Raw genomic sequence first — 12,784 nt, forward strand, 5'->3', positions numbered from 1 at the left:
TCCACCTCAGGCCGCCTGACCGATGGCCGCTCCAACTCCACCCCGAATTTCCACCTCATTGACGGACACGACCTGAGCCGGCGGCTACCATGCTAGGTGATGGTGGATCTATTCAGCAAAACCACCCAACGCAGCCGTACCGACAACCGTGACAGCGTCCCGAAAGCAGTCCGCCGCCAGATGCGGAATGCTCAGCGAAAAATACGGCTTGCTATCCTGGGGCATGTCGGCCTCTGGTGCACCCATCTACATATGACCTCGTCGATCAACATGCAGCACAGCATCCATGACCCGAATTTTAGGCTCCGCGCCGTATCGTTCGCGAATAGCCGCCACGTAATCCGGACCATGCCATCGGCGCTGGGCGACGATATCCTTCCAGACATAGACACCGCCACCAAGCCCAGCAGCTTGATCGAAGGTATAGTACTTCTCAATTAGATCAGGACAGTCTGCCCAGACCGGGGCTGACTGCTGATAGAGGAGGAGTGCTCCAGCTAGATCCGTACCCGGACGAAGCGCAAACTCAACGATCTCGACAACCATATTATCCTCTCAGCTATGTTTTTCTTATTAGAAGTTCGTTTCACCAAGCAGATCGGCCATTCCACCTTCGCTCGACGAGTGCACGGATCTACGCATGCTGATACCGATATTCCTGCGTCAGACCACCGTAGCCATAGGCGCTAGCCCGGCAGTCGACAATGTGTACGTTCGAATGTGCATGAACATTGCCGATGAGCTCAGAAAGCAAATGGAAAGCGTCATGCTGAAAGCAAGCCTTCTGATACTTGGTGTTTGTTTCGTCTGTGATTGTCACTTCAAGACGGAATGCATTCTTACTATGCTCGACCAACGATCGGCTATCGATGAACCACAGTTCATGCGGCACGAATTGAAAGGTGACGACCGTCAACTCGGGACGTTTCTCAAGCACTCTGCTCGTTAGAGCAGTGAGTTGCGGGGCGATGCGGCTAGCAAGGGTTGTGTCAGGCTGACCAGAAATTCGAAGGCTGAGCCCAGGCATGAAAGCCTCCTGCAAAAGTGAGGGTGGCGGCAGGATGAGGGCTTCCATCTCATCGGAAAAGCCGGAAGATGCGATGATATCCATCGGCAAAGTGGGACGATAAGGGTGCGCCCCTTCGATCTTGAGCAATTGCGTTCGTTCGTGGCGGTGGCAGAGGCCGGCAGCTTATCCCGCGCTGCGCCCGGCCTTTTCCGCTCACAATCGGCCCTCAGCGAGCAGCTTCGGAAGCTGGAGGAGTTCGCCGGTGTCATCCTGCTGCATAGGGGCAAGAAAGGCGTCCGGCCGACGCCTGCTGGCGAACGGCTGATCGTCCATGCACGGGAGATACTCGCAGCGAGCGATCGCGCCCTCGAAGACATGCGAGGCTTGGATCTGGCCGGAGAGTTGCGCCTGGCCGTCACGGACTATTTTCGACCTACCGCTATTGCCGAAATGCTAAGGAGGTTGCGGCGGCGCTACCCGAAGCTTCGATTGCATGTCGCAATCCGCAAGAGCCTGCAAATCGAATGGGAAGCCCAAGACGGCGATTTCGATATCGGACTGTCCATGCGGATCGTGGATGGACGCAGTCTGCGAGAGGGCATTCCGGTTCGGCGAGAGGCGTTGATGTGGGTGGCGGGGCGCGAATTCCAACACGAACCTGAGGCCCCCCTTCCCCTACTCGGTCTGCCGCAGGATTGCTCCTTGCAACGCTTCATCCGGCAGGTGCTGGAAACGCATGAGATCCCCTACGTCGTTGCGCATTCGGCATCCGGTGTCGCTGGGCTGCAATCCGCCCTCGTAGCCGGCTTGGGTGTTTCATGCCTGAACGCTTCTGCGATGCCGAAAGACACAGGGACATGCCGACCGCTTGACTTCCTTCCATCGTTGCCGGAGGTGGAGTTCAGTTTGCTCCCACCCCGCGTTGGTGAAGCCACGCTGGTGGGAGAGGTGCGAACAATGTTGGTATCGGAGCTTGGTTGAAGCGCCTACTGCGGGTCGTTAGTAGTCGTGGCGGCGACGTCCGTTTCTATGCGTTACCGCCCGGAAGCAGACCGGTCGTAAACCACCCGAGGCGGTCATCGACTTCTGACTCAACAGCCTGAAACCGGACCTTTCGAGGGTCGGCAAGGCGTCGGAGGCAGTCCCGACCGCACCTCAATCCATTTCCTGCTCATCACGCGACTGCGCCGCGCGGCTCTGGGCCTCACGCTCCAGACGGCGACGCTCCAACACCTGCCGTCGAACCTCATCTGGATCGTGGGTCTTGCCAGGGGGCGCGCTTCGCCCATCGCCGCCGGCCGAACCGGATCGCGCCCGCTGCTCGGCCGCCTCGGCTTCTTCCCGTTCGCGCTCTGCGAGGCGTGCCGCCTCGCGGGCAAGCCCGCGATCGGCGTCGAGCTGGTGCATCGCCTCAGGTGAACGGGACGTGTCAGCCTCGTCGGCGCGCGCAACCTCGACGGCTGCCCGCTCAAGGCGTTCTGCCGCCTCGGCCTCCCGCTCCTCTCGGACCGCAACCCTGTTGGCTTCCGCCCTTTCGGCTTCGGTCGCGCGCCGATCCTGGTTCCCGGCGGGCGCGGGTGTCCCGCTCGGCTGTGCCGAGGCACCGTCCTGCTCCTGGCCCTGGGCCTTCTCCTGAGCTTGGACCTTCTCCTGGGCCTCGCGCTCGCGCACGCTCGCGATGATCGCCTCGGCCCTGTCGGGGGGCAGCATCCCCCGCACCGTCTCAAGGTCGATATGCGTCTGCCCCTGCTCCATCATCCGCTGAAGGTCGAGCTTCACGGCGCTTGCCTGTAGGACGTTGGCCGTCAGGTGCTCGTAGCGCTCTCTCGCCGGCCCTTCGAGCCTGGCCGCGGTCGTAGCGGCCTGCTCGTTCATGAGCTTGAGATCGGCTTCCATCTTCTCGGCGGTGACAGGCATGGTCGGGGCTCCTGAATGCTGCTCCGTGTGAGCTTGGGCGGATTGTTGGCTGCGCGCGCGCTCCCCGAGCCGATAGGCTTCCTCGGTGCGCTGCGCGTACTGCGCCGCGACCGGATTGCCCGGCTGCGCCTGGGCCAGCTCCGACCAGATCCGGGCGGCCTCGGCCGTCCGCGCAAGCGCCTGGGCTCCGACCGGAACCTTAACAGGGTTGGTTCGGGCCGTCGCGATCCGCTGACGGGCGTTCGCGATCATCTCCTGATTGGCCGGGTGGCTGGCATAGGCTCGATCCCGTGCCGCCCGCCCCGGCCGGGGCTGCTCGGCCGCGTCGACGATCGCCTTGTCCCGTCGCCCGTAGCTCTGGCTCGATGCCCGATCCTGGGCTGTCGTCGCCACGATCTGAAGGCCCTGCGCCTGGGCGTGCTCGGCGTAGGTCTCCCGCCAGCGCCGGAGATCCTGCGGGCCTGGATGGATCTTGGCGCCCCCCAAGCTCCGCACTGCGATGACCGCGTGCGCATGGATGTGGCCGCTGCTCTCCTCCTTGTCCGTGTGCATCCCGAACAGGAAGGTGTGATCGGCGAATGTGTCCCCGAGAAAATCCCGCACCGCGTCGCGGAACCGCTGCTTGTCCGTCCCGGCCCGGGCAGAGACGACCAGGTGCAAGGTGTCCCGCGCCTGCTGCGAGCGCAGATGCGGCCGCCAGGCCCGCGCCGCCTCATGCACGTGGCCTGCGGTGCCGATGTGCCGGCCGTCGTCGCCGACTGCTCCGGAGCTGGCACCCTCAATGAGTTGGCCGAGATGAAACCGCACCCCCTCGATGCCATGGCTCGGCCCTGACGGGCTGAAGCTCATCCGGTGCTGTCCAACGCCCGTCGCCTCTTCCATCCGTGCCTTGATCCGCGCCTCGGTGGGCGCATCGAGCACCCGGCGGTCGAACCCTTCCGCCTCCTCCCCGATCCGCTGCGCGGTGACCTTGAACCGCTCCCGGCCCTCGCCGGCCGCCGCCACGACGACATGCGCGCTCAGCGATCCGTCCGTGCCGGCCTCCATCCGGTAGGCATGGCGGTGCCCGGCAAAGCCGGCCTCGACCGCCCGCCGGAGCTGCCCCCGGTCCTCGGCCTCGTCCTTGAGGCCGGCGATCCCGACCCGCACGCTCATCACGTCCTGGGTCGGCTCGCGCTTGCCGAACCGCTGTGACCACGTCTCGATCTCGGCATTCACGGCCTCGCGGTCGGTCAGCTCGCGCCCGTCATGGGTTTCAAGCTGCACCTCCTCGCGAAGCACATACTGCGCCGTCGCCTTGGCCCGCGTGCTCCCGGCCGCGTAGGATACGACCTTGACCACGGCCGGGGCGTAGCCCTTCGCGACCATGGCGGAGGCAGTGCGACTCGCCTGGGCTCGACTCCCTGGACCACTCGCCCCGGAGCGAGCCGTGGTGGCCGCCCTGGCTTGGGCCGCGTCTCGGCCTCGCACCCCATACCCCGACCGGCTGACGGTGCCGCCGGAAGACTGCCCTCTGCCTGCCGATCCTGACGCCATGGCGCTACCGACGCTCTGGGGTCGCATCGGACCGGGCGCACTCGAGGCCGATCCCGCCATCCCTGTGCCGGACATCGTTTTCGACACCGCTCCTGCCGCGGACGTTGGCCGCTTCCGGCCGCCGCTCCCCGAACCGAAGCCCTTAGCCGATGCACCACCTCCCCCACCGGGAGAACGGGCCTTCTCCTCGTCGTAAGCCCACGCCTGACGGCGAGCGGCGTCCGCCCGGAGTCGCGTATTCAGGTCGGCCGCCTGCGCCGCCCATTCTTGAAGAAGCCCCGCATCGTCGCTCAAGAGGCGCCCTCCTCCTGACGCTGTGCGGCTTCAAGGGCCTGATAGAGCCGGACCCCATAGGGGCCGCTCAACCGGGACAGCCGCCCCTCGACCTCCTCAATCGCGGCAAGCAACTCGCGCCAGACGGGCGCGCTGTCGGCCAACCTGACCGCCCGCCCGGATCGGATCGCCTTCAGAAGCTCGGACAGATTGATGCCGGCGCGCCGGACCTGCCGGCGCAAGCCCTCGATCTCGGCCGACTCCGACACGGATAGAGCTGGTTCAAGGGTCGCAGAGGCACGGATGAGCCGGCGCACGACCTCGGCGCGGGGCAACCCCATGCGTTCGGCTGTGGCGGCAAGGCACGCCGCGTCGGCCTCCGACAGGACGGTTTGGTAGCGCGCTTTGCGTTCAGGACGTTTCCGACGCGCCAAGCCCCCCTCCCCTGCCAGCGCCTTGGCGCCCAAAGCCGCCCGACCAGGGCGGCGCACCGCGCATCGGCTCGATGCGCCCTGGCACGCGGCGAGCGTGCCCCCGGTTTTGGCATCCGCCAAAAACCGGTATCTTGTCACCTCAGCTATACCATGAGACCTAAGCGAAGAGGAGGGGCAACGCCACTCCTCGAAGCACCGCTCAGACTCCTCCGAAGGAGTCAATTTTCCGGGTTTCCCGGATTACGATATTCCCTGCTTTGCATGATCGGAGTCCCAAATCGATTTTCCGATAACCCGTTTTTCCCGGTTTTACACTTTATGATATTCCTGGATAGGCGGATTGGGTTATTCCTGGTTTCCGCATTTACAATTTTATCGGATTATCGGATTGCGATGTTCCTATCTTCAGATTTTGCGATTTTCACGGTAGAGCGGAATACGACAATGATGGCTTCCGTGCTTCCTATTTTCATGGGATATCGGCATGCGATAAATGCGGTTTCCGTTTATGCGATCTACCGGGAAGAACGGAATGCGGTATCCACGGTTTCCGTTTATTCGACTTTCACGGAAAAGCGGGTTGCGATTTGTCGCGCTTCCAGGATTGCTATTTCCCCGGCATATCGGAATGCGACGTTGCCGGCTTCCCTGTTCCCATATTTCATGGAAAATCGGAATGCGATGGCCCCGGTTTCCAGGCTTGCGACAATCCGATATTAACGATGCCGAGGTAGGGTAAGTGGTCCAACAGCCACTCCGCCCTCCCCCCTATCCGCTGCGCCCGAAGGAAAATCAGATGGCTTCAATAATCACGGTCGCAACCCCCAAGGGGGGAAGCGGAAAAACGACTATATCTATAATCCTGGCTGGCGAACTATCCAATCAAGGATTCAAAACTCTCATTATAGATACAGACAAGCAGCAATCTGCCATTCGTTGGCATCAGAAAACTTTATCAAATAATAGTCGACAAGAAAATTTAGAAGTTCTTGCCTCGACAGAACCGAGCAAAATTGTCAGTTTGCTCGACGAAAACAGCCATTTTGATGTCATCATTGTCGATACTGCTGGATTTGCTGACCAGCTTACCTTTGCTCTTTCGAGCATTACGGACCTTTTGGTTATTCCGTGCAAGATAAGCAGCTTTGATGGGGATCAGGTCATTGCCTTCGTCAACCAACTTCGAGAGCTGACAGCAAAAGACAACAAAGAAATGCCAAAATATAAAGTCGTTTTGAACGAATATGATCCAATCACCAAGAATTCTAAAAGCCTTGAGAATGTATATAAATCATTTATTGAGCACAATATCTCGGTATCTGACGTTCTTATGCAGAAAAGAGAGCGCGTGAAAACGATCACTGAAGGGACAGGATCCCTGTATCTTCTAAAAGGAAAGGATGACGCCACGGTCAACGCCCAAACAAACTCACGCAATCTAGCATACGACTTGCTCAATAACTAAAAGAGGGAAGCGATATGTCGGACGACATTGCCAAGAGCAACAATCAAGCAACGCCTTCGCAAGGGGGTGGAACTCCCGCAATCGAACAAGCGGCCAAGCCCGCACTTACTCTATCTAAGCTAACATCTAGGTTTGCGGACTCTCGGCGTGACACGCCGGCAATTTCGGGACCAACTTATGCGGAGCAGATGGAGAACAAACCCTCCTCCGCATCTGAAATTAGTGAGGCATTTTCTACTAAGAAGCCGACGAAATCCTCGGCCAAAATAGAAAAAACTTCTACTCGCCCGTTTTCCGAATTCAGACAAGCTGAGTTGGGCAAAAGAATTCAGGTTCAACTTCCGAAGCCAGTGGACCTAGCACTCAGAGTACACGCCGCATCTACAGGCAATCTCGTGACACACGTTATCGATATTGCAATAGAGGATTATTTGAACAAACACGGAATAAAGATATAGGAGCCATTTGGTCGCTTCCCCTTGAGTTACATCCGACTATCTAGAGTCCCCGATAGGCACCAATACAACCAGCCACCTTGTGTATAAGCTTGACCGCAGGCCGCGGATGAATTTGTCTAAGGCGCCGATGATTCGGCGCCTAGGCAGCTCGCCACTGGCTGGCCTCGCCAGCCGGCCGAAATCCGTGCGGTCCAAGATGCCAACGAACGATAAAAAGGGAGGGGCAAGAATTCCGCAGAGAAAGCTTGGTCTCAAGACACAATCTCCGACAGACCAACCTTATATCGATAAGTTTTGGTCATGTGAAGAGAATTGGTATGAGTCTCCATATGGCGACTCCTTGGTTGGAGCCGCCTTTTCGAGAGCCTTTTTGAAAGACAAGAGATCCTATGAGAGCCTGCTAGAATTCGCACATCGATACAATATTGGTATCCCGATGGCCCATAAATATGGGACCAATTCGGGAAATCCTACGTTGAATACGATGGAGGAAATCGCTCGCGCCAAAGGTGTCAACCTTCTAGAGTTTCTTGGATTTACACCTACGGAAATTAAACGCGCCTTTGCCCGAAACGGCCTCGATTATGAGGCGGAGCAGGCTCGTGCGGATCGCATCAATAATCATCCCGAGCATATCGCGTTCAAGAAAGACGGGCGGCGAGCCAAGCTTTACAAGGCGCGTCGGCCCGAGCTGGCTGATGCGCTGAAGGATATCGAGGACGTTCCACGCGATCCCGCTGAGGTCATCGCGATCCAACGCACGCGGGAGGAACTGGCGTATCGGGTACGGCAAGCCCGGAAGCGGCTGCGTGAAGAGGCAGAGATGCAGCCGGAGGCAGAGGGCGACGCCCCCGAGGGATCTCCTAACCCGGTAGACGCTGAAACTGGGAGTGAGGCGCCGGAGGCAGCGTCCGAGCCGGGGAGGGCAAGGCGGGCCGGGGCGCCGCACCAGCCTCGTCGCCGACGCCCCTCGGCATCTCGTTGACCCGAAGACGGGGAGGGGGAGGCTCACGCCTCCTTCTTCCGTTCGGGAACCTGGGCGAGGAGTTGGGCGAGGCGGGCCTTCGCGTCGGCTCGCTCGGTGCGGCTCAGGCAGGTGTAGGCCAGCTCGGCGCGCAGCTCGGCGATCTCGTGATGGATGTCGTAGCGCATGGGATGCTCCTTGGTCTCGATGACGAAGGCAGCGAACGGGTGTCGGAGGAGGGGGTCAGGGATCGCGTAGCGACCGGCGGAGCCGGCGCATGGGGGAGCCGAAATGCGCAGCATTTTGGGGGGACCATGCGTCCTTGACGCCCGACGATGGCCCGTAGACTTGCGGGCCTCAGAGAGAGGATTTGGGTCTGGCGCTGGTCGGCACCCAGCGCCACGCCGAACCACCCACGTCGGGCTGTCGAATATCAGCACCGCGTCGTCTTCCTCGGCCAAAACCGCTGGAATGACGACACGCGCGTGCCTATGATTTCGGTGGGGCGGTACGCGCCGCCCTGGGGTGTGGAAACCCCTCGTTTGACGGTTTGGTGCCGGCCGTTACGGCACCACACATCCTTGACCCTTCGGGTCGGGGAGCCTGCGACGTATGTCCAGGCGCCCCGGTGCTAAAGGTCGTAGGAGCCGTTCAAACGCGGTTTTCCAACTCCCCGGCTGCGGCTGGTCGAGGTCGGTGTTGCGGGGGCGTACCGCGGACACGGACCTACCCGGGGATATGACCGATGGGGCGATCTCACGATCCTGCCGAGGATCGTCGCCGGGATCTCGGCGAGCTTGGGCGCATCTATCTTCAGGCTCTGGCTTCGTATGACGTGCGCAAGCACGACAGCCGCCTTGCCCGCCTCACGGCCAGCCTGGGCACCATTCTAACCGTTCTCGGCTGGCATCCAGACGATAGCCCCGCCTTGCCCTCGTCTGGTTCGGAGCCGGCCTCTTGATCCGCTCCGGTGCGCCTGGCGCTCCTCCGTGATGTGTTTGGGCCGGCGAGCCCGACGCCGGGCCAAGGTCCGGGCGCGAGCCCGGATCATGCACGCCCGCTACGGCCCCTCGGCCTACCATCTCGCCCGCGACCGGGCTCGGCGTCCGAATGGGGGCCGGGTCTGGTTCTGGACTCGCGTCGCCATCGAACTGGCGCGCCTGGACGGCCGTGAGATCGGGGTTCGAACAACTGACCGCTGGCGATAGCCGCTCCGGCCAAGCTGTCGGCCCGGCTTGGATCGCAACAGAACGTCGAGCCGTCCCGGCTCGGACCCGCAGGGGGTAGATCGTGGCCCATGACATCCATCAGTGGCTGGAACGGCTGCACAGATTGAATGAGAAGGACGACATCCGGCAATCGGTGGAGGTGCCGGCCTCATCCTGCGAGGTCATAGCCACCCTCGATCCGGACGTGACTATGCCTCTCAGCCCGATGCTGCGGGCACGCTTCGCGTATGCTGGCGCCTGGGACGGGGCAGCACTCGGCCAGACTTGGTTGGGGCTTGGGCAGATCGCGGAAGTCTGGGCCAGCGTGCGGGAATGCTCATGGCACATCGGGCACCTAGCGAGGATGACGTCAGAGCTATCGGAGCCGATCGGCCCGTCTCGGATCACGCTTTTCGGTCTTGATGAGACCAAGGGCGGAGCCACATACTTGGTCTGGCGTGCTGAGGCCGGCGAGCCAGCCGTCCTTGCCTTCTACGGCGGCGGGCTTGATCGATTCCTCAATCTGGGGAGCTACCTCGCATTCCTGGTCGGTGAGCGGGTTCATGACGATAGCACAGAGCTAGTGCCCGACACCTTGGGCATGATCCGCTCCAGGGGCGCTCTTTAGCGCAGCGACTAGAGCGCGCTCTTCAGGTCGGTATGGCCGAAATCCCTGCCCTTGAAGAGGATGGGATCGCGGTAGGCGCGGGCACAGGCGTAGGACAGGCAGTCCGCGAGGTTGAGTTGCGCCGGGTGGCCCCGGCCCTTCCCGTATCGCTGGAACGCCTCCACGGCGATGCGGCCGATGCTGTCGCTGATCGACACGACCGTGATCCCGGCCTCGGTCAGGAACTCGTCAAAGTCAGCCTGAACATCGGCTGGATCGCGATCCAGGCGGCTCGCGAGGACCATGCAGGTTTCCAGGCGGACCATGGGTGAGGTGCAGCGGCGCTTCGCCCGCTCGATGCAGGTGGCGAAGATCGCAGCTTCGGGCTCCTTGCAGAAGATCGCCACGAAGGCGGACGTGTCAATGAACATCAGCGGGTCCACATCGCGTCGCGATCCGCCTCGGTGACGGGCTGGGGGTTGGGTCCGGCCTTCGCCAGCGCGCGATCTGCAAGGGCTTCGAGCCGCTGGGCGAGGGGGGTTGAGGCCCGCTCGCGTTCCAGTTCATGCTCAAGGGCCTGGATCACGGCCTCGGTGATCCCGGTGTTGCGGCGCTGGGCCAACTCGCGGGCCAACTCGTGCGCGCGCGGGTTGCGGACGTTCAGGGGGGTCGTCATGGTTGCTCCCTCGATGCGGGGCGTAATGAAGCAAACGTAAAGACGTAATGCTGAGCACGTCAATCCGGCTCAAGCCCGCCGGGCGCCTCGCGCCCGGCGGATGCGGCGGCTACTCGGCGGCCATGCGGTAGAACACGCCGCCGTCAGCCTGATCGGCCTCGGGTGCCGGCACCCGCACCGGCTCCGGCAACCAGCCGCTGCCCGCCACGAGGCGTTCCGCGAGGTTGACGGCCTCGGACTTCTTCGCGGCGGCACGGACCTTGAGGGCGGCGTCAGCTCCCTTGGCTTCGGTCACAGCCGCCTCGATCCCGGCGCGGTTCAGGTGCTGGAAGTAGGTCGCGCCGGTCGGGGTGAACCAACGGCCCATGTCCACCGCCAGGGCCTGCCCGATCTGGTTGGCCTGCGCGCGAGCCTCTTCCCGCTGATCGTGGGGCTGCTGCACGGCGTTGACACTGTGGGCGGCGGCGAAGGCCAGCAGGTTCAGAAGCTCCTCACGCGAGAGCCCTGACAGGTGCTCCCACAGGTCGGCCGGGTCGCCCGGCAGGGTGTGGCCGTAGTTCTCGGCCATGCCGGCGAAGTCGGCCAGGGCGGCGTTGTTCTCCGGGTCCTTCATTGCCGCCTCGATGCGGGTGTTCACGAGCCGGAGTTCGAGCGCCGTCTTCACGATGGCATAGGGATAGATCAGGTTCAGGAGCATGGCGTGAACGACGGCCACGAGTGCCACGTCCGGGTTGTGGGCCAGTTCGATCCGCAACGCGGCGGTCTTCTGCGCCGTGAGGTCGGCGAGGAGCGCGGCCGAATGGGTGACGGTGGCCGGAGCGGAGTCGGCATCAGAGCCCGGTAGGGCGTCGCGGTCCTGCACGTCCGTCGCGGCGCCGGCCGGGACCGTGCCGGCCTCCCGATCGGAACGAATGCCGGCCTCGGGACGACGCAGACCCCGGTGAAACGCAATGTGCCCGTAATAGTCCATGGCGACGATGGCGCCGCTGGTCGCCATGTCGGCCGGGGTGAACCGGCTCTCGGACAGCGCCGCCACCTGGGCGTCAATCGCCTCGATCCGTGCCTCCCCGGTCCCCGCCTCGTCGTCGCCCTCGGCATCGAGCAGGACTTCAAGCTCATCCCGCTCGGCCTGGAGGGCGTCGAGGGCGGCGCTCTGCTCATCGGTGAGGTCCACCGGCTGCGGGTCGATGCGCTGGAAGCCGCTGAGGTCTTGCCAGTCGAAAGAGGGGCGCACCTCAACCCACGCCCATCCCTCGGCGCGCACTGTCTCGGCCTGGGCTTCGAGCCGATCGGCGACCAGGCGCTCTAGGAACGCCTCATCCAGGGCATAGCCGGCGGCAGGGGTGGCATCGAACAAGTCGCGGCGCACCGGCCCGCCAGCCGCCTCGTAGGCCGCCAGACCGCCCACGAAGGCAACGCGGCGGTCGGTGGCAGAGATGGCGTTGCCGGCCAGCAGCCGCTTGATGGTCACGGCGTGCCGGTTCCAAGGGCTCAGGGTGGCCCAAACCTCGTCCTGGCGGGCGTGATCGTCGCTGACGGTGAAAGCGGCCACGATGTCGAACTCGATCTCTCCCACCCGGTAGGCGTCGAGGATGCGCGGGGAGACGCGGGCGAGCGCCATGCGCTGGCGGATATAGGCGTCGGTCTTGCCGAAGCGTGCCGCGATCTCCGCCACCGGCACCCGGTCGGACACCAGGGCGCTGTATGCCTCGAACTCGTCCACCGGGTTCATGGCCTCGGCGGTGACGTTCTCGGCCAAGCTGATCTCGACGGCCTCGGCAGCGGTGCATTCGATGGCACGAACGGCATAATCGGGGGCGAGGTCGCCGGCCGCTGCCAGCAGGTTCAGGGCCTTGAGGCGCCGGCCGCCGGCGCTGACGTAGAAGTGCCCGCGCTTCTTGGCCTTGCGGACCACGAGGTTCTTGAGGAGGCCCACGGCTTTGATCGACGCCGCCAGTTCGGCGATGGACTCGGTTCGGTAGGTCTTCCGCACGTTGAGCGGATCGGGAGACAGGCGGTCCAGGGCGATCCGGGTCTCGGGGCGGGCGTCGATGGCGGTGATGGCGCTGGTCATGGTCACATCCTCTGTCCTGTCCGAAGGGGCTTCGGTGGTGCGTGCGGGGCGGGAGCACTGCTCCTGCTCCGCGAGCTCGTGCGGAACAGCGGATGGGAGGGGGGCAAGGCCGCCGGCCGGGCGGGGGTGCGCCCACCCGAAGGGCGGCCTGGGCCGCGGCCCT

General features: G+C 63.0%; 16 protein-coding genes. 8 read left to right on the forward strand and 8 right to left on the reverse strand.

The window, feature by feature from the left end; translation table 11 throughout:
* Positions 1-246: 246 nt before the first annotated feature.
* Together K2Y56_RS24075 and K2Y56_RS24080 are read right to left on the reverse strand one after the other, a co-directional pair.
* Entirely contained in the window at positions 247-546 is a 300-nt protein-coding gene (locus K2Y56_RS24075) for a hypothetical protein (RefSeq protein WP_292513931.1), read from the reverse strand.
* A gap of 88 nt (positions 547-634) precedes the next feature.
* On the reverse strand, positions 635-1,156 hold the full coding sequence (locus K2Y56_RS24080; RefSeq protein ID WP_292513934.1) for a 4-oxalocrotonate tautomerase: 522 nt from the start codon (positions 1,154-1,156) through the stop codon (positions 635-637).
* Between K2Y56_RS24080 and K2Y56_RS24085 the strand changes: the two genes are divergently transcribed.
* The gene (locus tag K2Y56_RS24085; RefSeq protein WP_292513936.1) at positions 1,133-1,990 is read left to right on the forward strand and encodes a LysR family transcriptional regulator; all 858 of its coding nucleotides are present in this window, start codon (positions 1,133-1,135) and stop codon (positions 1,988-1,990) included. The two genes, K2Y56_RS24080 and K2Y56_RS24085, sit on opposite strands and share 24 nt — an antisense overlap.
* 174 nt (positions 1,991-2,164) lie before the next feature.
* Here K2Y56_RS24085 and K2Y56_RS24090 read toward each other — a convergent pair whose 3' ends face one another.
* Complete coding sequence (locus K2Y56_RS24090) at positions 2,165-4,294, reverse strand: relaxase/mobilization nuclease domain-containing protein (RefSeq protein ID WP_292513939.1); 2,130 nt, start codon at positions 4,292-4,294, stop codon at positions 2,165-2,167.
* A gap of 64 nt (positions 4,295-4,358) precedes the next feature.
* Here K2Y56_RS24090 and K2Y56_RS24095 point away from each other — a divergent pair, with 64 nt between their 5' ends.
* Positions 4,359-4,658, forward strand: a complete 300-nt coding sequence (locus K2Y56_RS24095) for a hypothetical protein (protein ID WP_292513942.1) — start codon at positions 4,359-4,361, stop codon at positions 4,656-4,658.
* Between the two features lie 94 nt (positions 4,659-4,752).
* Here the strand turns inward: K2Y56_RS24095 and K2Y56_RS24100 are convergent, their stop codons facing one another.
* Entirely contained in the window at positions 4,753-5,226 is a 474-nt protein-coding gene (locus K2Y56_RS24100; protein WP_292513945.1) for a hypothetical protein, read from the reverse strand.
* A 739-nt stretch (positions 5,227-5,965) separates the two neighbouring features.
* On the opposite strand from K2Y56_RS24100, the gene K2Y56_RS24105 reads away from it, so the two are divergent.
* From K2Y56_RS24105 to K2Y56_RS24115, 3 genes are all read left to right on the forward strand, one after another.
* Positions 5,966-6,634: a ParA family protein gene (locus tag K2Y56_RS24105; RefSeq protein ID WP_292513948.1), complete on the forward strand. Its 669-nt coding sequence runs from the start codon at positions 5,966-5,968 to the stop codon at positions 6,632-6,634.
* A 14-nt stretch (positions 6,635-6,648) separates the two neighbouring features.
* On the forward strand, positions 6,649-7,092 hold the full coding sequence (locus tag K2Y56_RS24110) for a hypothetical protein (protein ID WP_292513951.1): 444 nt from the start codon (positions 6,649-6,651) through the stop codon (positions 7,090-7,092).
* A 196-nt stretch (positions 7,093-7,288) separates the two neighbouring features.
* Positions 7,289-8,077, forward strand: coding sequence for a hypothetical protein (locus K2Y56_RS24115; RefSeq protein WP_292513954.1), 789 nt, complete (start codon positions 7,289-7,291; stop codon positions 8,075-8,077).
* 23 nt (positions 8,078-8,100) lie between these two features.
* Here K2Y56_RS24115 and K2Y56_RS24120 read toward each other — a convergent pair whose 3' ends face one another.
* On the reverse strand, positions 8,101-8,244 hold the full coding sequence (locus K2Y56_RS24120) for a hypothetical protein (RefSeq protein WP_292513957.1): 144 nt from the start codon (positions 8,242-8,244) through the stop codon (positions 8,101-8,103).
* A 557-nt stretch (positions 8,245-8,801) separates the two neighbouring features.
* On the opposite strand from K2Y56_RS24120, the gene K2Y56_RS24125 reads away from it, so the two are divergent.
* The 3 genes from K2Y56_RS24125 to K2Y56_RS24135 all read left to right on the forward strand — a co-directional run bounded on the left by K2Y56_RS24125 (position 8,802) and on the right by K2Y56_RS24135 (position 9,892).
* Positions 8,802-9,017 (forward strand): hypothetical protein, encoded by a 216-nt coding sequence (locus K2Y56_RS24125; RefSeq protein WP_292513959.1) that lies wholly within the window; start codon positions 8,802-8,804, stop codon positions 9,015-9,017.
* A gap of 88 nt (positions 9,018-9,105) precedes the next feature.
* The gene (locus tag K2Y56_RS24130) at positions 9,106-9,264 is read left to right on the forward strand and encodes a hypothetical protein (protein WP_292513962.1); all 159 of its coding nucleotides are present in this window, start codon (positions 9,106-9,108) and stop codon (positions 9,262-9,264) included.
* Positions 9,265-9,346: 82 nt separating this feature from the next.
* On the forward strand, positions 9,347-9,892 hold the full coding sequence (locus K2Y56_RS24135) for a hypothetical protein (RefSeq protein WP_292513965.1): 546 nt from the start codon (positions 9,347-9,349) through the stop codon (positions 9,890-9,892).
* A gap of 8 nt (positions 9,893-9,900) precedes the next feature.
* Here the strand turns inward: K2Y56_RS24135 and K2Y56_RS24140 are convergent, their stop codons facing one another.
* The 3 genes from K2Y56_RS24140 to K2Y56_RS24150 all read right to left on the reverse strand — a co-directional run bounded on the left by K2Y56_RS24140 (position 9,901) and on the right by K2Y56_RS24150 (position 12,621).
* Positions 9,901-10,302, reverse strand: coding sequence for a type II toxin-antitoxin system VapC family toxin (locus K2Y56_RS24140; RefSeq protein ID WP_292513968.1), 402 nt, complete (start codon positions 10,300-10,302; stop codon positions 9,901-9,903).
* Positions 10,302-10,547 (reverse strand): type II toxin-antitoxin system VapB family antitoxin, encoded by a 246-nt coding sequence (locus tag K2Y56_RS24145; protein ID WP_292513971.1) that lies wholly within the window; start codon positions 10,545-10,547, stop codon positions 10,302-10,304. Before K2Y56_RS24145 ends, K2Y56_RS24140 begins: the two co-directional genes overlap by 1 nt.
* 109 nt (positions 10,548-10,656) lie before the next feature.
* A complete protein-coding gene (locus tag K2Y56_RS24150; RefSeq protein ID WP_292513974.1) occupies positions 10,657-12,621 on the reverse strand; it encodes a ParB/RepB/Spo0J family partition protein in 1,965 nt (654 codons plus the stop codon).
* Positions 12,622-12,784 lie beyond the last annotated feature (163 nt).

Origin of the sequence: Methylobacterium sp. (assembly GCF_019745455.1) — a bacterium.
Lineage (GTDB): Bacteria > Pseudomonadota > Alphaproteobacteria > Rhizobiales > Beijerinckiaceae > Methylobacterium.